A 17,663-nucleotide genomic window follows, 5' to 3' on the forward strand; every position below is an offset into this window, starting at 1 on the left:
TCCGATTCTAGAAAAAGCCAAAAAGGAAAGCCGTTCACTTCTGACCGTGACAAGCTCTCCTTTTCTTTTCTCTCTTAACGTCAGACGCCATGCCGAAGCAGAGCGGCCGTTCCCGCCCCGTCTTCTTTTACGCTGTCCTATGCTGCTTTAAGACGATATTGTCTATCATAAAGCCGATGATTGCCCCTATGATGGCAGGAACCAACCATCCTAATCCAACCGAGAAAAATGGGGCCCAAGATAATAACGGCTCCAGCCACTTGGCCTCCATGCCAAACGCGTTCAAGCCATCGTATACGCTGAACACGGCGGTAAACAGCAAAGCCATCCCATACGTTTTCGCCGAACCTTGATAGAAGCGATGAAAAAACGACATGATGACAAGCACAATGGCTAAAGGATAAATCATCGTTAACACCGGAACGGAAATTGAAATCAGTTGATTTAATCCTAAATTCGAAACGACTAAGCTGAAAATCGTAATGATCGTCACATAGGTTTTATACGATATGTTTGGATTTATTTCATGAAAATATTGCGCGCATGCCGCGGTTAACCCGATGCAGGTCGTTAAACACGCTAAGGCGACAATGACGCCAAGCAACAGCTTCCCGCCGCTGCCAAATAAAAGCGCAGCCGCATTCGATAATAAATCCCCGCCATTTTCAAATGGACCATTTAAAGTCATTTTTGCCCCGACCAACGCGGTCGCTATGTAAACTAACGCCAAGCCTATTCCCGCAATCAGCCCTGCTTGAATAGTGGCTTTTACCATTGACGATTGCTGACGCACGCCCCGATCTTTTAACGCGTTTACAACGACAATCCCGAACGCAAGCGCCGCGATCGTATCCATTGTTAAATACCCTTCCATAAATCCTTTAAAAAACGGGGCGGAAGCATATTTTTCCGTCGGTGCTTGCAGCGGATTTTGCAGCTGGATGATCCCTGCGACGCAAAGAACGGCAATAGAAAGAAGCAAAATAGGCGTCAATATTTCCCCAATGCGATCGACCAGCTTCGACGGATTTAAGCTTAACCAATAAACGACCACGAAAAAAATAATAGTAAATATTAACAGCGATAACGTGTCGTCATTCCCGTTGAAAAACGGTTTGATTCCCATTTCATAAGTGACGTTCGCTCCTCGCGGGATCCCGAAAAACGGACCGATTGCTAAATAGACTGCAAGCGAAAAGCATGAACTAAACAGAGGATGAACATAATTCCCAATCGATTGAATCCCATCTTTGGCTAGCGCAATAGCAGCAACAGACAAAATAGGCAAACTCACCCCAGTAACGACAAACCCGAAAATCGCCGGCCAAACCGCTTTCCCCGCTTCCATGCCAAGATACGGCGGAAAAATTAAGTTCCCTGCCCCGAAAAACAAGGCAAAAAGCATTAACCCTGTAAAGAAAATGTCTTTTTTCTTCATCTAAGATGCCTCCACCTATGATCTTTATAATATTTCGAAAATAAAATCATCTTATCTCGGTTTGCGTCAGAATTTATTATTTTTGTATAATTACGACTTTTTTAATATTACATTTTTTTTGCAATTTCGTCAATCAAGACAATTAAAAAAATCTAGTATGAATGCCATTGCCAAAGGAAATGTTCCACATCTTCACGCCAATAAAATACGTGTGAAAGCGGTCTGTGTCGCGGGGAATAGTGGATAGTTGAGGATGCAATGGAGATATCAAAAAAGGCAGGATCCTCTCTTCTAAAGGAGAACGAATCCCCGCCTTTTCATCGTTTAATCAAAATAATTGCGAACCCCGTTCACAATCGCATCGGTGACTTGCTGCTGGTAGGAATCGGTGGCAATGATGCTTGCCTCGGTCGGGTTGCTTAAATATCCGAGCTCCATCAGCACCGATGGCAATTTATTTTCGCGAATGACGTAATAGTCTCCGAAGCTGATGCCGCGGAACGGAATCGCCATCATGCGCGAAAACGGCTCATGAAACGACCAGGCAAACAAGTAGTCAGAAAACAGATCGTAATAATAGATTGTCGTTCCCGCCGCATTCGGGTCTTTGGAGCTGTCGTAGTGAATGCTGATAAACGCATCGGCGTGATGGCGGTATGCCGTTTCCACCCGCTCTTGCAGGGTGAGGTAACGGTCATCGGAGCGCGTCAACACGACATTCGCCCCGTACGGTTCGAGCTTTTTCTTTAACAGCTGCACCGTTTTTAGTGTTAACGTCTTTTCCATCAATCCAGTTTTGCTGGTCGTGCCGCTGTCTTTGCCGCCGTGGCCCGCATCGATCACGATCGTTTTTCCTTCTAATGTTTTCGAGCCGCGTTGATCCTCCGTACTAGCGGAAACAAGCCAGCCGGCAATATAGCCTCGCGCCCCATTTGGCAGTTCAATTTCATACCAATTGCCGATTTTCCCGAGCACGCGGTAGCGCTCACCGGATTGCGCCATCGCCTGAATAGGGCTTTCAAGGGACGGAAGCGCACGGATGTTTACATTAGGATACAATACGGTCACAAAAGAAGACGCTGTCTTCGAAGCAGTAGAAATATATTCACTGGACACCCAGCCTACTTTGCCGTTATTCATCAAGATTTGATACCAATTTTCTTGCTTGTCCGTAATGGTTACCTGCTCCCCATAGGTTACTTTTCCAACCCGTTCTGCCGTCAGTGACGGCTGCGCCCGCACATTGAGTGAATCTGCCGTTACCCAACCAGTTTTCGCTGTCGTGTCCTGGCGATGGTATGAGGAAAGATAAGAAGAGGAGACCCAGCCAATAAGCGAAGAAGTGACGACTTTCACCCAGTCATCCTTGGTTTCTACCACGTAAACAAGCTGGCCTTGAGAAAGACGGCCAATAACATCTCCACTAAGGCTTGGGGCAGCCCGCGCCCGCAGCCCATCCTCTGCCACTACAGCCTGTTTGCGGACATAAGCTATATATGGTTTTGCGACCCATCCTGCTTGATTTGGCTTTACCTGTACTTTCACCCATCCATCTTTTTCCTCAACGACACGATACGTTTCTCCTTGATCGGCCTTCATGATAACGCGATAGGGCATCCCCGGCCCTTGGCGAACGTTCACTTCCTTTTCTGTCACGACTACCGTCTGTCTCTCATCTTTTGCCGCGAGCGCCGGCAGCGCCATCCCCGCCATCATGGCGAGGCAAAACAAAAATAATAGCAATCTTATCCGCCGTAAACGCAACAGCAATCCCCTCCAGCACGTCTATGTTTCTACTAAATAGTTCGAGGGGACAAACTGTTTTCCTGTCTATGCGTCCAGAAAACCTATCGACAGAAATAGCGCTCCCTCTTGTACAGAAGAAGCACTTCTCGCGCCGCCAAAGCCGTTTCTTTTCGCTTTAGTGGCGGCCCGAAGTTATCGCCAAAAAGCGACACGAAATGGACTTTCACACATTTTTAGGAATTTGATTGATTTCACGAACGCAGCAATACATCTTAAAAAAATAAAGGGACGCCCTTTTTTGGGATATCCCTTTTCCTTTGTTTATAATTCAGTTACAAATTTCAACAACCTTTCTAGCTGTTCCTTCCGATTTCACCTTTACAATCAATGGCCAACGCATAGCCATTCCCTTTTTCATCATAACGTCTCGGCAGCCCTTCCGTCTGCCACACTATCCTGTCAAACATCGCTTTTCCATCGTCCATGCGCTCTCGATTTCGGCCGCGGCTAGCCTTTGTGTTGCGCCCGCATCACTTCGAGCGCCAGCGCTTGCATCGCCTCACAGACTAGCTCAGCATCAGCTTCATCGATCTCCCCTGCAGCGACCCATTCGGCCACCAGGTCTTCGGTTAATTTCATCACCTTTTTCTCATCCCAGCCTTCCCGCTCGAGCAGCTCCTCCATTTTCGCCATCAGCTCGTCAAACAATAAGTCGATTTCGTCCTCTTCCCCATCGTCATCGAAGAGCCACCCGTCCTCATCGGAAAGGTCCCAATAATCGTCAGCAAAGACATCCTCCTCATCATCCAGTTCCCAGTCGTCATCATCGAGAAAATCCAAATCTTCATCGTCCCACTCTTCGTCGTCATCATCGATCATGTTGTCGAAAGAAAAGAGCATCAGATCGTCCACTTTGGCGGACATCTTGTCAAGCGGCACCTCGTATAAGAAGGCGACCTCCTCTTCCTCCAACTCCTCCTCGCCCGCTATGGCGCAGACGAAATAATGGAGGGCGGCCGCATATACTGCTGGATGGCCAATACGCGGATGCTCCTTATTGCAATACGTGCGCCAGATGGCATGCGCCTGCATCAGCGCCTCCTCCTGATCATTCGGGAAACGGCGCTCCAGCTCCTGCATCACCGCCTCGTACTCCGGCTTTTCCCATTCCATTTGCCGCACAAACTCCCAAATGAGCAGTCTCACCGCAAGACCCATCGCCTCTGGAAAAGCGTGGCGCAAAAACGCGCGGCCATCGGTTTCCCCGTGCTGCTCCTGCTCTTGGCGCAGTGCAGCGATCAACCGTCCGGCACTAGCGCGTGGAAACGCAAGCAGCGTCGTGAAATACGTATACGCTTGTCCATATGGCACTAATAAACCGATAAGGATATCCCCTTCTTCCATCTCCGGCACTTCATCGGCCTCGAAAATATGGACCTGCTTTTCTTCCCCGGTCAGCACATCCCGGACGAACAAATTCCGCTCCCCATCGCGGCCGATGAGCTCGTCGAACGACGGCACCGCGCCTTGCCACGACTCGATTTGCGTCCGTACCGCCGGACGCCAGCGCGCACTGCGCCGGTCTTGCAAATAAGAAGCGAAAATCGTTGTGTTTTCGCCCTCTAGCGGAAGGCAGAAAATCGCCCAGTTGGTGACAAACAGTTCGATTCCAATCGCCAGCTCTTCCGGCAGCCCTTCCGTCTGCCACTCTTCGAGAAACGGAACGATCTCGTCTTCATAACGGTCTGCAGCATACGCCAATACATCGAACACACATTCCTCTAACTCCCGTTCCACGATCGACTGCAATGAAACGGTTTTTGTCTTGCCGCAGCAATGCTTATACTTTTTGCCGCTCCCGCACGGGCACGGAGCATTCCGCGAAATCATTGCCAATAGTTCCACCTTCTTTACAATTTCGGCCATGCCGTTATTTTCTTGATTATACCATAAACACCAATAGTTCTGGAAAATGAAGTCGCACTGCATCAATTCTTGCGGTCTCGCTCCGGTTTGTCTTCAAACAAAAACGGGAGTGGGCACGGGCATCATGGTTTGGCTTTTCCTTTCAGTGACAGGTACCGAAAAACGTTTTGGCCACGAAGCATGAACATTCCCCTCTTTGCCTGATCATTGATTTGATTATAGCACATATGTTCGTTTTTAGGAATCAAAAACTTCCCGATTCATCTCCCTCCTTTACTCCGTTTAGAGGAAGGGAGATGAATCGGGAAAAATGTTAAAAATACGTAAGCGAATCCAAAATTTCGCTTAAACGAAGTTCGGCGCAAGCCATGGAAGTGTCCGCTACCCCATAGTACATTTTCACCATATCCCCTTCGACAATCGCCCCGCACGAAAACACGACATTGCCGAAAAATCCGTTCGTTTCATAATCTGCTTCCGGCTCTAAAATCGGCTTTTCCGAACGGGCGATCACTTTGGTCGGGTCATGCAAATCCAGTAAAACCGCTCCCATACAGTAACGGTCATCTTTCGAAGCGCCGTGATACAGCTCAAGCCAGCCGCGATCCGTTTTGATCGGAACGGCTCCGCCGCCGATGCGTCCGTTATCCCACTTATCTTCCCGCAATCCAAACAAAAACTGATGGTTTCCCCAATACAGCAAGTTATCGGACTCGGCAATCCATATTTCCGGCGAACCATTGCTCTTCGGTACCGGGCGATGCAATGCGTAGTATTTTCCATTGATTTTTTCCGGAAAAATCAGCACATCTTTATTCTCTGGCGCAAAAATCATCCCATGATGCGTGACTTGCTGAAAATCTTTTGTCGATACCATCGCTTCCCCTACCCCTTTAGGAGAAACCGCACTGAAGTAAATATAATAGGTGCCGTCAATCAATGTAATGCGCGGGTCTTCTATCCCAAATGCTTCGAGTTGATTAGACGGATACACAAACGGTTTGTCCTCCACGGTAAAATGTCTTCCATTCTTGCTGCGGGCAATGCGCAAATAAGACAAAGACGTCAAGTAAACAAACTGGCCTGTCGAGGCGTTCTTAATCACCCGCGGGTCGGAAAAATCATATCTTGGATCATCTTTGCGAAATTCGTATATTTCCACTAACCCTTTATCGGGATTAAACACAGGCGCTTTCACGATATTCTCATCATGCGACACCGGCCGTTCCGCCACGCGAAGAAGCAAAATAATCTCATCTTGAAACTTCGTCACCCCCGCGTTAAATGTTCCGATTACTTCAAATCCTTCATGATAGGGCGGAACATCTTTCGGGGTAATGAGCGGATTTTCTTCGTACCGATAAATGTGCATGTCTATTCCTGCCTTTCGTATTTAATGAATGGATCGACAATGGTAATTTTTTGCGCTTCCGCATCGCTAATTCCCGCATAGAGGTCCGCCGTTCCATCCTTTTTCCGAATTAACCCGCCGCTAAATACGACATCGACAAGATCCGGCCGCTTTGCGGGGCCTTCGAGAAAATGCGAACGCGTCGCGATCAATTCGATATTCGAAGTTTCCATCGTATCCGGGTTCAATACAAACACCATCGGATAATAATGACGGTTGCCTTCTTTATCCAAATAAGCAATGTGTCCGAGAACGCCGACCAGCCCATTCGCAAGCAAGTGTAGTTCATTGACCCCGCCCCATTCTTCATCGATGAATTGATTATCCAAGAGCGGAGCGTTTTCGATCACTTCCGCCGTCAAATCATCTAGCGATGCGATGCGGGTAAATCCAATTTTTCCGCGTCCTCCTTTTTCTCCTTGCGGGCGTGTAAACACGCCGATCGACCCGTCTTTCAGCTCGACTAAGCGAATATCTTTCATCCCATCCGGACCTTTGGCAAACTCTTTTAAACTAGCGATATTCTTCCCTCTGTAAAAAACCGTTCTCCAGCTTAAAGTGCCCTCGACGGTTGGATGAGGGAAAATTTGCACCCCGCCGAAAACTAAATGGCCATGAACTTTCGAAACAAAAGGATCCTGCAGGGCAAAAACAGGCGCTCCTTCCCTTGGCGTCCATTTCCCATCCCGCTCGACAAAGAAATAAACTTCCGAGTGTTCGCTATCTCTTGACTCCACTCGGCCGGCAATGACCAGCTCTCCCTCATCTTCAAACGGCGCGGAAATATTATACACGTCTCTTTCTCCCACGCCCGTAAACACTAGTTTTTCCGCCTTAAACGGCTGCGCCGCATATCGGAACTCTTCCAATAATGCCTCACATGTTTTGAGCGAAGGTTTCCTAAACAGCATAACACTCCTCCCAAATCTGTATAATATATGATTAATGAAATTGTGCTCTTCATTACTAAACAAATTATAATAGGAATTGTCACATTACAAAACCATTTAGTCAATACCTTCATTCAATGGCATTAATAAAAATTTCCTTATATATAACAGATTATTCTTTTATTGATCATGCGTGTTTACTCTAAAAAATTAATTTTTGTCAGTAATGCCGTAATTGACCACAAATAAAAATCATGTAATAATGAAGTTGTAAGTAACGTTACATTTTCCGTTTTATCCATATATTTCTTCGTTGGACCTTTCTGCTTTATCATCATACTGGCAATGAACCGTTTGCTTCAGGAAATCGAGAAAAATTTGAAAATCGGCAGCTGATTTTTTTGTATAATGGATAGCAGTAAATCAAGACAGTAGGTGTAGCCAATGAAAAAAACAATGAAAAAAAGAGTAACGATGCAAGACATCGCAGACCGCCTTAATATATCAAAAAACTCCGTCTCTCAAGCCTTGCGGGGAAAAGATGGAGTGAGCAAAGAAACAAGAGAGCTAGTAAAACGCGTTGCAAAAGAAATGGGGTACCAATATCCGGCATCACGGAAACAGCCTCGGGGAGGAAAAGCAGGAAGCATTGCCCTCATCGCCTCTGATCGCACGTTTTCACTCAAGTTTTTTGGCGAAATATACTTAAGCATTGAAAAAGAAGTATTATCGCGGGGGATGAAACTGCATATTCAATCAATCAACCAAAAACAAAAAGAAGAGCTGATTTTGCCTTCTTTTATTGAAGATAAATTAGTAGATGGCGTCCTGATCCTTTCGCATATCAGCACGAAATATATTAATAAAGTCATTGCGACGGGCATTCCCACCGTTCTCGTCGACCACCACCATCCGAACATCCAGGCGGACGCCGTATTAACCAACAACCGTTTTGGAGCGTATATGGCCGTTCAGCACCTGCTTGAGCTTAACCATAAAGAGATTGCGTTTGTGGGGGACATCGACTGCTCGCCAAGCTATCAGGAGCGATACGAAGGTTATTTGCTTGCCCTTAAAGATTACGGGATCGAACCGAAGGAAGAATTCATATTTCACCATGCTAAAGAAGACGAAAAGGTAATATCCCACTATATACGCCAGCTAAAGCAACAGCCAACGGCATGGTTTTGCGTCAATGATGGATTCGGCTTTTTCGTTAGTTCCAGCCTGCAGCAACAAGGAATCAAAGTTCCAGCCCAGGCGTCCGTATGCAGCTACGACAACGGACAACTTTCGCAAATTTCGATTCCGAAAATAACAACCGTGGACATCGATCTCAATTTATATGGAAAAAGAGCGGTTGAACTTCTTTTGTGGAGGCTGGAAAATAAAAACGAACCTTTTCAAGAAATTCTTCTTTCGACGAAACTGATCAAGCGGGAATCCACCGCCTTAGCTCCGAACAAGCGCGAATAATGCCAACCAGCACACCAAAAGAGCGGAGCACCAAAGAAGTTGCTCCGCTCTTTTTAAACATTGCCGTTTCTAGCGAATAATGTGATAAATTCTTCGTCAATATCAACAACGATAAATTCAATGTCTTTCACCGGCTCCAACACTTCTTTGAAGATGGCTGCGACTTTTGTTTTATCCAAATTTCCTACCCCTGTTCCTAACGCTGGAAGGGCCACCTTGTCAATGCCGTGTTGTTGACAGTAAGCGACTAAATTGTTTAAACATGTTTTAACAATGTCATAAGAGGTCGCCCCTGCCGGCTGTTTCATCGTCACAAGATGAATGATTCCTTGAAACGGAAGGGTTCCCGCATGGGTGACATAAAGATCGCCTGGCATCGGATTTTGCTCCTGACAAACCTTTATCGCTTCTGCCTCAATCTCTTTGCCGCCGGCTTTGCGAATCGCGGCCGCCACTCCTCCCCCCATCGGACCGATTCCGTTTGCCGCGTTGCAAATGTAGGAAACGCCTTGCAGTTTCGTAATGTCTCCTCGCACGGCTTTGATCACAACTATTCCCTCCCCTTCGTATGTTGTCCGTTACTATTACGATTATAACATGCAAGCTATAACGAACGAACAAGCCAACCTAGCAACAAGAATCGCCTGCCCTCCTCACCCTTTTCGACGATGCCATTTCCACACGCATCGATGATTGGTTCCAACGAATATTCCGCTTTCCAGCCAAGCTCTTTATAAATTTTTTGCAACGACGCCACAAGACACACTGGGGCATCCGGGCGGCGGTCGGTGGATTCAATGACGGATTTGCGGCCGGTTACTTTTTCATATGTTTCAATGACTTTGTTGACGGAATAGCCTTCGACAAGTGACAGAAACAGATATAAAATTTATATCTAAAAGAAATAAAAAATATCTATTGACAGAAATATATGGAATTTATTATTATATCTGTAGATTTAATTTATTTCTTTTTCGATAAAATTATATCAAGGGAGATGGTGTTTAAATTGAGTAATTTAGAAAACATTCTGTTGAGCATTGATGAATCGCTTAAACGAATTGCTAGATCATTGGAAAAGATTGCTGGTGCTAAAAACAAAGAATTCAATATTGTTGACGAAACTGACATCTATGTCCTTAAGGAAAAATTATCAAACGTTACTCATGAGCTTTCCCCTAACTTAGAAGCACAATTATTTAATAAATTAACAGATGTATACCTTCATGAAGAAATCGAACGCGTCCGGAGTAATCGAAACAAAAAGGCTCCTAGAAGGGTGTCAATCAAACTAGGGCTTGCACTGGAAGAATTCTTTTCGTCTCATTTAAACATAGCCGGTTTAAGAATCGAACGTTCAAAAATTGGCGGGCTTCTTGTCTTTTATAAAGGAGATAGCGCATTTGCGACATTAAAATATATGACAGACTTAGGTTATTGCCGTGGCGAACGTTTCTACGAAGCAATTGAAGATATTGTATCATTAAGTGAAGATGAATTTGGTGTAGAAAGCGACAACGTATTTATTTTAGTTTCATCACTGTTCAATGGGATTGAAAAAACGCATGTACAACAACTATTAAATCGATCAATTGATTCTAACTATGATTTCTTAACGAATCGTAACCTTGTAAATACCTTTTTAGATAAATATATTTCAGCAATCGAAATACTTCCTCAACCTAAAGAGCAAATATACTTTCTAGCTTCTGAACTACACCCAAATGTGATTGCCAATGACTTACTTAATGAAGAATTAGATAATGACACGATTATGAACCACATTAATAACTATCGCTGGTTATCATCTATATCAAAACTGATTGAATCAATTAAAGAAAGAAGTTAAGAAAACATATATGAACAGCCTCCCGCTGATACCCATTCAGCAGGAGGCTGTTATGTTTATCTTACTTTTTGACTATTCCATTTCCACGCGCTTTCGATAATTTGTATCCCAACGAATATTCCGCTTTCCAGCCAAGTTCTTCATAATTTTTTGCAATGAGGTAACAAGGCGCGCTAGGGCGTCCGGGCGGCGGTCGGTAGATTCAATACCGCCTTACGCCCGTTCCTTTTTCGCATGTTTCCATCACTTTTTTGGAGGAATAAGTCTAAGCATTGCCAAGCTTATTCGACAAATGACAGGCACCCATACAATGGTTGTGTCTATTCTATTTCATCCACTTTCGCACTTCCTCTTCCGCAAGGCCAGTAAGATCGGCAATGTCTTTCGCCGTCATTCCTTTCGCCGCCATATGCCAGATCATTTTCTTCCGTTCTTCCTCCCTCCCTTTCTTCAATCCTTCTTCCAAACCGGCACGCCGCTCCCCAAGAAGATTAGAAAGCTGGTCGCGCAACCATTTCAGCCGCATCTCATACGCATATCGATTTTCCGGACTGACGCTTAACTTCTCCCATTCTTCTAACGCTTCGCGAATTTCTTGTTCATTCATCGCCCACTCCTCCAATTCATCGAAAAGCGTAGGCGGCTCGCTTATCCCCGAAACGCGCTGGAGGACCCGCGAGGAGGCTGCCGCCGCCACAGCGGGGCCGAAGCGTCGCGAGGGGATAGCCGCCGAAGCTAGACATTCATAAACAAATTCTTCATCCCACACTTTTTTCAAACGTCTACCACCGACAACATCATCAACCACGGCACTTCTGCTGACTTTTTCATCTCCCGTCGATATTTCTTCCATTGTATCATAAACTGCGACAAATCAATCGCATGGAATTCAAGGCCGACAAGTAACAGGCCTCCATAAAATCTCCCGTCAGCTTCCCGGCTCGGCAGGCGTCTGCGACTTTACCTGCCGCAAAAAGAAAATGCCAAGGAGCACCATCACCAAAAGCGTCCCCATCGCCAACCGATTGGCAATGTTTCCATACGAATGAAGAAGGAGGGTAATGCTTCCGTAAATCGCCGGACCGATGATGGCTGACACTTTTCCGGAAAAAGCAAACAGTCCGAAAAATTGCCCTTGTTTGTCTTTCGGCGAAAGTTCTACAATATACGTTCTCGAAGTGACCCACATCGCTCCTAAACTGACGCCGAACAAACTTCCAGCGATCCAAAAAGAAAGCTTAGAAAAAGCAAGTGCCCCTATCGCCAGGGCGACGCACATCATGATGCCGACATACAAAACTGCTTTTTTTGCCCCTTTGCTTCTCGTAATATAGCCAAAAAGAAAGGAACCTATAATGCTAGAAACGGTGGAAACTAAATATAAAAGGATAAATTCCCCCGCCGTAAACCCGGCTATGGCCTTAGCATAAACGGACATGATGGCGATCGTTGTCGCTATAGCGTCATTTAAAAAGAAATAAGCAATCATGAAAGTAAAAATGTTTTGATACTTTTTCATTTCTTTAAACGTCGCATAAATATCCCGATAGCCCGCAAAAAATCCGGCCTTTTGCTTTAGCGCAGCGGCTTCTTCTTTGACAAAGAAAAAAAGCGGTAAAGAAAAAAGGAGAAATAAAATGGCGCTTGGAATAAAAGCCCGGTAGTAATCCTTTTCGCCAACAAACGGATACACGGCAAGCCCGACAAGCGTTCCGACATACCCGACGGCAACGCCAAAACCGGAGATGAGCGGAATTTCCTGTTTATTCCCTAAACTAGAAATCATGGCATCGTAAAAAACGAGGCTCGAATGGTAAAAAAACTTGGCCACGACAAATAAAAACACGGTTATGACAAAAGACGCCGGCAATCCAAAAATGAAATTCGCATCGTTCGAATATCCGGCAACGCCCATGAGCAAAGTCGCCGCAACCGAAAGAGCCGTAAATATCCCAAGCCATTTCTTTCTTCTCCCAGTCCGGTCAATCCATGTGCCGTATAAAGGAGAAAATACAACTAAAAAGAAAGAGGCTAACGCATTCGCATACGAAATAAATGTACTGGCGATCTGGTTCAAGCTCTCGCTTTTTCCCACCGTTTCCGAAACATAAAGCGGGAAAAAAATCGTATTCACATTCGAGGAAAAAATCGTATTCGCAAAATCATACAACGCCCACGATAAAACCGGCAAAGAAACATACAGTTTCCAGCCCGGCCGCCTCTTCGTTTCATACGAAGGCAAGGCATCTTCTATCTTCCCCACTGCTCTCTCCCCCATTCTTTCGGTTATGAAACGGGCGGTAAACCGCTTATTCTACTATATAGGTTACTTCACATATTTGGTTATTTTGTGTAATTTATGTAAATAAATCTTTATCTTTTTTACGAAAGAACGCCTCTTTGGCTTCCGAAAAACGGCGCGTTGGATTTTTGACAGAATATATATAAAATTTTAACAAATTTTCGTGCATTTGTGTATCATCGTCGTTTCCTACCGATGAATGGGTGGAGAAATTACTGTAAAGTGATAAAAAAGAGGCTGCTTTTAGATGGAAAAATCTCAACTAAAAGCAGTCTTCATTTTAGCTCAACATCGTGATGAACTGTTATGAAGAAGCGAAACGAGTTGTTCAAACGAAACAGGAGGACTAAATAAATAGCCTTGGATTTTATCGCAATGGTGTTGTTCTAAGAAACATAACTGTTCTGCTGTTTCTACTCCCTCCGCAACCACTTGCAAGTCTAAGTTATGCGCGAACGTGATCAGCGCAGATATCAAATGAGCGGTATTTGGATTGGTTGTTATATCGAAAATGAATGACTTATCAATTTTCAATGTGTCAACGGAAAAGGTTCGTAAATATCCGATTGAGGAATGGCCGATTCCAAAATCATCAATCGCGATGCGGACACCTATATCTTTTAATTTTTGAATACTATCGATGACGTGTTTTTCATCGCATAGGGCAATATTTTCTGTAATTTCTAGTTCTAAATAGTTTGCTTGTAATTTGTTTTTTTGTAATAATTGACTGATCAATGCGGTAAAGTCATGATGCCGTAATTGTCGTAAGGAAAGGTTCACGCTGACGTACAAATGATCAAATCCGATTTCGTGCAAATGTTTTAAATCTTGAAGAGCGGTTATTAATATATGCTTGCCAAGCGATACAATGAGACCGTTTTCTTCTGCAACCGCGATAAATTCATTTGCCGGAATATCCCCGATCTCTGGATGGTGCCAACGAACGAAAGCTTCTAAGCCGATAATCCGTTTGGAAACAGTGTCAACAATCGGCTGATAACATAAAGAAATCTCTTCGTTTTCTAATGCGGTACGAAGCAGCTGTTCAATTTTTGATTTTCTCGTTCTCTGTTGTTCTAGTTCGGTCGTATAGAATGAAAATTGGTTTTTTCCTTTCTTTTTCGCATTATACATTGCCATATCGGCGTGTTTAATTAAGGTCATTTCGTCATCTCCATCTTTTGGATACACGCTGATACCTATACTTGTTGTAATAAGGACTTCTTTATTTTCAAGCTTAATCGGCTGGCTTAATATTTGAATGGTTTTGCAAGCGATTTCCTCAACATTGAAATTTCCGAATAAAAGAACGGCAAATTCGTCTCCACCCAAACGGGCGATAAAGCAATCAGGATGAATCGTTGTCAAACGTTGCGCCACGTTTTTTAATAATAAATCCCCCATCACATGACCAAATGAATCATTAATGTTTTTAAAATTGTCTAAATCCAAATACAGTATAGCAATTTGGCTGTTATGTTTTTCTGCACTTTTCAGTTCGTTCTTTAGCTTCTCAATCAAGTAGCGGCGATTGGGCAAATCCGTTAATGCATCATGGTAGGCTTGATACTTAATTTTTTCATTGTATTTTTTTCGCTCAGTAATATCACGAAAGACAACGACAAAACCGATTATTTCTCCGTTATCGTCGATCATCGGCGTAGAGACATAAGCAATGGGCAACAGCGTCCCATCTTTTCGCACAAAAAAATCCTCTTCTACGCGATATGCTTTTTTTAATTCCATCGTCTGATGGATCGGACATTCACGAGGAGAAGCACATTGATTTTCACTGCCGCAATGAATTTTTTGGAACAATGCTTTTTCTAATAATTCATCTTTTTGATAACCGAGTAAACGCTCAGCTTCTTGGTTCATAAACGTTATTTTTTTGGCTTTGTCTAATACGATGACCCCCTCACCTAATGACGAGGTGATCGTTTTTAAATGTTTTTCTCGTTTTTTCAATTCTTCCTCTGCTTTTTTCCGGGCATCGTATGGTTCTTTAATCGTCGCAATGTATATTCCCTTCATAAAATAAATGTAGCTGATTCCTTTGTACAAATGGCCTAAAAAATTTTGTACGTCGTATACGTTTTTATACAATGTAAACAAAAGTTCGCTTAACACTAAAAATACAAACGCTAAGATGAGATCAAGATAAGATTTTTTTGGCTGTTTTTTGTAAGAAAGCAATATCATAAAAACGGTGGAAACATAAAAAAGGATAATAATATATTCCAAGAAATTTTTTAAATTCGTTGTGCCTTTCCCATCGATCACGAGAAGCGGAAGTGTTTGTTCATAGCGAATGATAATGTAGGAAATAACCAATATATAGAGAAGAGAAAAAATAAACACCGTCTTTTTTTGTCTGCTTTGTACTTGTTTATCTGGAACAAACATGATCAGAAACAGCATACACGCTTGCGTTAATCTAGCGGCTACCCAAAACCATGTAGCTTTTTGCGGAGAACTTTCAATAACGATTAAGCCAGGCATACCTTTATACGAAAGCGTGTGCAGTAAGTCGATGATACCGATGATTAGAAATATCCCCGAATACCATAAGCGATATCTGGATAAATGTTGCGGAAAAATCATCCACCCTTGAATCGCAATGGACAACGAGACGGTGATGCTGAGGAATTCTAAGATGGTGTGTATAGATAAATATTGTTTTGCTTGGGCGACAAAATACAGTTCATCGCGAAACAAAATGGTGACCAAAAAAAATAAGGCAGCGATGCCGGCAATCATTATCGCTTTTTTCTCTTGTTGAGTTAACATGCGAGGACTGCTCGCCATCGAAATCTCCCCTCCCCTTTTCGATATCTAACCATTACAACTTTACTAAATATAACCTTTACAATTTTACTATATATTGATGATGTTGCAAGACTAGAGTAAAAACTCGAAGTTATGCATAAGGATATAGGCATAGAAAAATAGGTTTTCAAAACGAAACGAAGCAATTTGTACAAAGTAAAAAAAGCAACTTCAGTTGGATATATTGATGAAAATCTATTCTACTGCACCACTTTTGGACTCCATGAAATCTCCCAACTTTCTCACATATAGTAAAGTAGTTTCGAGAACAAGAGTTTTCTGTCTTCCATGCTCAACTGCTAAAAGATTTAAGCGTTCGCGATCGAAAACAAGTAACAGGCACCCTCACCACAAGGAGAAGAACAATAAAAAACGGAGCCCCTACAAGCTCCGTTTTTTTAACACCTTTTCCCCATCACTTTCGAGCGATGAGTAAGCGTCCCGATTTCATCCAATACGCCGCTGCCTAAGACGACGCCGAGCACGATCAAAATAAATCCCATCATTTGTGTAAAGGAAATAGATTCTCCGAGAAATAAATAAGCTCCCAGCAAAGAAAACAAGGGATTCAAATTAATGAAAATCGCTGATTCCACCGCACCAATATGTTGAATCGCTTTGTTGTAAAACATATGGCCCAGCGCAGTGGCAAATACAGCGGAAGCAAGGAAGATCATCCATAAAGATGGCGTACCGTTTACCAAGCTGGATAAGCCGTTCGGTTCCATCCACAAACTAATGAAAAATAAAAGCAAAGACCCAAACAACAACATCCAACCTGTCATCACACGCGCATCGACCGTTGCCTTTTTAATCATGATAAAACTGATTCCTTGAGATAATACGGCCAAAAATACATAAAAATCGCCAATGGACATATGGTGAATGCCGCTTTCGCCGTTTAACACGACAAACACCACGCCGATAAACCCGAGGAAAATCCCAACCAACCGGAACACTGTAAACCGATTGCCTAAAAAGATGACCGCTAACACCGATGTCACCAGCGGAACAAGCCCTAAAATTAAACCAGCATTGGCCGCTGTCGTTTTTGTTAATCCGAGCGCAAGAAAAAGGTGATGGACAACGACACTAAACAAAGCGGCTATGCCAATATACATGGCTTCCTTCCAAGTTAACTTTCGCAACTGCCCCATAAATAGCAAAATCAGAATTACAACAATCCCTGCAGTAAAAATTCGAAACGACGTTAACGTCACCGGTGAAAAATGTTCGACTAAAATCTTGATGGCAATCACGTTTAATCCCCAGATCATCATAATTAAGACGAGGGATATATAAACGAACAGTTTCGACATGTCTGAACTCCTCTCACGTATAAACATGAAGTCATAAAAAAACTACTTTGGAAAAGTGTATTCTTCTGCCAAAAGATGCGGCATGCATTATTCTAGCAACCATTCAACGGAATGACAATCAAAGTGATATCCAACCGATGATAAAATGTTCATGCTCCATTCCTATATATGTATGTGTTTCTTCACGACATCATGTTTGTTGTTTCCATTAGAATAATGTCTGGTTCACCGAAGACAGATATTTTCCCGCTCCATCAACGCCACGATGCTTGAGAGAACATTTTTTGCATCACCGTTTTTACGAACCAACCACAGTACATATGTTCGTTTTTATAAACAAAAAACCTTCCTATCCATCTCCCACCTACACGCCGTTTAGAAGAGGGAGACTTCTCAGGAAAAATGTTAAATTATTAATGATCTGTCCCAACGCATACGACCGCTGTCGAGAAGAAAATAAAGTTTTTCTGATGG

12 protein-coding genes and 1 pseudogene are annotated in these 17,663 nt (G+C 43.6%); 2 read left to right on the plus strand and 11 right to left on the minus strand.

From position 1 onward, the window contains the following. Positions 1–127 precede the first annotated feature (127 nt). From brnQ to AC1WMD_RS15670, 5 genes are all read right to left on the minus strand, one after another. The gene (brnQ, locus tag AC1WMD_RS15650) at positions 128–1,438 is read right to left on the minus strand and encodes a branched-chain amino acid transport system II carrier protein (RefSeq protein ID WP_494257921.1); all 1,311 of its coding nucleotides are present in this window, start codon (positions 1,436–1,438) and stop codon (positions 128–130) included. 324 nt (positions 1,439–1,762) lie between these two features. Next, positions 1,763–3,202, minus strand: coding sequence for an N-acetylmuramoyl-L-alanine amidase family protein (locus AC1WMD_RS15655; RefSeq protein WP_494257922.1), 1,440 nt, complete (start codon positions 3,200–3,202; stop codon positions 1,763–1,765). A 489-nt stretch (positions 3,203–3,691) separates the two neighbouring features. Next, positions 3,692–5,074 carry a YecA family protein gene (locus tag AC1WMD_RS15660; protein ID WP_494257923.1) on the minus strand — a complete coding sequence of 461 codons (1,383 nt, stop codon included), beginning with the start codon at positions 5,072–5,074 and terminating at the stop codon, positions 3,692–3,694. A 349-nt stretch (positions 5,075–5,423) separates the two neighbouring features. Then, on the minus strand, positions 5,424–6,482 hold the full coding sequence (locus tag AC1WMD_RS15665) for a BtaManbiosPhlase (protein WP_494257924.1): 1,059 nt from the start codon (positions 6,480–6,482) through the stop codon (positions 5,424–5,426). Between the two features lie 2 nt (positions 6,483–6,484). Beyond that, positions 6,485–7,432: an MTP-1 family protein gene (locus tag AC1WMD_RS15670; protein WP_494257925.1), complete on the minus strand. Its 948-nt coding sequence runs from the start codon at positions 7,430–7,432 to the stop codon at positions 6,485–6,487. Positions 7,433–7,867: 435 nt separating this feature from the next. Between AC1WMD_RS15670 and AC1WMD_RS15675 the strand changes: the two genes are divergently transcribed. Continuing rightward, positions 7,868–8,887 carry a substrate-binding domain-containing protein gene (locus tag AC1WMD_RS15675; RefSeq protein ID WP_494257949.1) on the plus strand — a complete coding sequence of 340 codons (1,020 nt, stop codon included), beginning with the start codon at positions 7,868–7,870 and terminating at the stop codon, positions 8,885–8,887. A 53-nt stretch (positions 8,888–8,940) separates the two neighbouring features. On the opposite strand, the gene AC1WMD_RS15680 is transcribed toward AC1WMD_RS15675, so the two are convergent. Both AC1WMD_RS15680 and AC1WMD_RS15685 read right to left on the minus strand, forming a co-directional pair. Beyond that, positions 8,941–9,435: a macro domain-containing protein gene (locus AC1WMD_RS15680; protein ID WP_494257926.1), complete on the minus strand. Its 495-nt coding sequence runs from the start codon at positions 9,433–9,435 to the stop codon at positions 8,941–8,943. 56 nt (positions 9,436–9,491) lie between these two features. Beyond that, positions 9,492–9,635 carry a hypothetical protein gene (locus AC1WMD_RS15685; RefSeq protein WP_494257927.1) on the minus strand — a complete coding sequence of 48 codons (144 nt, stop codon included), beginning with the start codon at positions 9,633–9,635 and terminating at the stop codon, positions 9,492–9,494. 261 nt (positions 9,636–9,896) lie between these two features. On the opposite strand from AC1WMD_RS15685, the gene AC1WMD_RS15690 reads away from it, so the two are divergent. Then, complete coding sequence (locus AC1WMD_RS15690) at positions 9,897–10,736, plus strand: hypothetical protein (RefSeq protein WP_494257928.1); 840 nt, start codon at positions 9,897–9,899, stop codon at positions 10,734–10,736. 760 nt (positions 10,737–11,496) lie between these two features. Here the strand turns inward: AC1WMD_RS15690 and AC1WMD_RS15695 are convergent. From AC1WMD_RS15695 to AC1WMD_RS15710, 4 genes and pseudogenes are all read right to left on the minus strand, one after another. Next, positions 11,497–11,630 (minus strand): annotated as a pseudogene (locus AC1WMD_RS15695) (Rpn family recombination-promoting nuclease/putative transposase); the annotation flags it as partial. Positions 11,631–11,664: 34 nt separating this feature from the next. Further along, positions 11,665–12,999, minus strand: a complete 1,335-nt coding sequence (locus AC1WMD_RS15700) for an MFS transporter (protein ID WP_494257929.1) — start codon at positions 12,997–12,999, stop codon at positions 11,665–11,667. 324 nt (positions 13,000–13,323) lie between these two features. Continuing rightward, on the minus strand, positions 13,324–15,849 hold the full coding sequence (locus tag AC1WMD_RS15705; RefSeq protein ID WP_494257930.1) for a bifunctional diguanylate cyclase/phosphodiesterase: 2,526 nt from the start codon (positions 15,847–15,849) through the stop codon (positions 13,324–13,326). Positions 15,850–16,268: 419 nt separating this feature from the next. Beyond that, positions 16,269–17,189 (minus strand): DMT family transporter, encoded by a 921-nt coding sequence (locus AC1WMD_RS15710; protein WP_494257931.1) that lies wholly within the window; start codon positions 17,187–17,189, stop codon positions 16,269–16,271. Between the last annotated feature and the right edge of the window lie 474 nt (positions 17,190–17,663).

Source organism: Parageobacillus sp. NEAU-HV-2 (assembly GCF_059115485.1).

Coding starts and splice junctions, on each gene's coding strand:
- AC1WMD_RS15660 (WP_494257923.1), bottom strand. CDS start 5,074: ATGATTTCGCGGAATGCTCCGTGCCCGTGCGGGAGCGGCAAAAAGTAT.
- brnQ (WP_494257921.1), bottom strand. CDS start 1,438: ATGAAGAAAAAAGACATTTTCTTTACAGGGTTAATGCTTTTTGCCTTG.
- AC1WMD_RS15665 (WP_494257924.1), bottom strand. CDS start 6,482: ATGCACATTTATCGGTACGAAGAAAATCCGCTCATTACCCCGAAAGAT.
- AC1WMD_RS15705 (WP_494257930.1), bottom strand. CDS start 15,849: ATGGCGAGCAGTCCTCGCATGTTAACTCAACAAGAGAAAAAAGCGATA.
- AC1WMD_RS15675 (WP_494257949.1), top strand. CDS start 7,868: ATGAAAAAAAGAGTAACGATGCAAGACATCGCAGACCGCCTTAATATA.
- AC1WMD_RS15670 (WP_494257925.1), bottom strand. CDS start 7,432: ATGCTGTTTAGGAAACCTTCGCTCAAAACATGTGAGGCATTATTGGAA.
- AC1WMD_RS15710 (WP_494257931.1), bottom strand. CDS start 17,189: ATGTCGAAACTGTTCGTTTATATATCCCTCGTCTTAATTATGATGATC.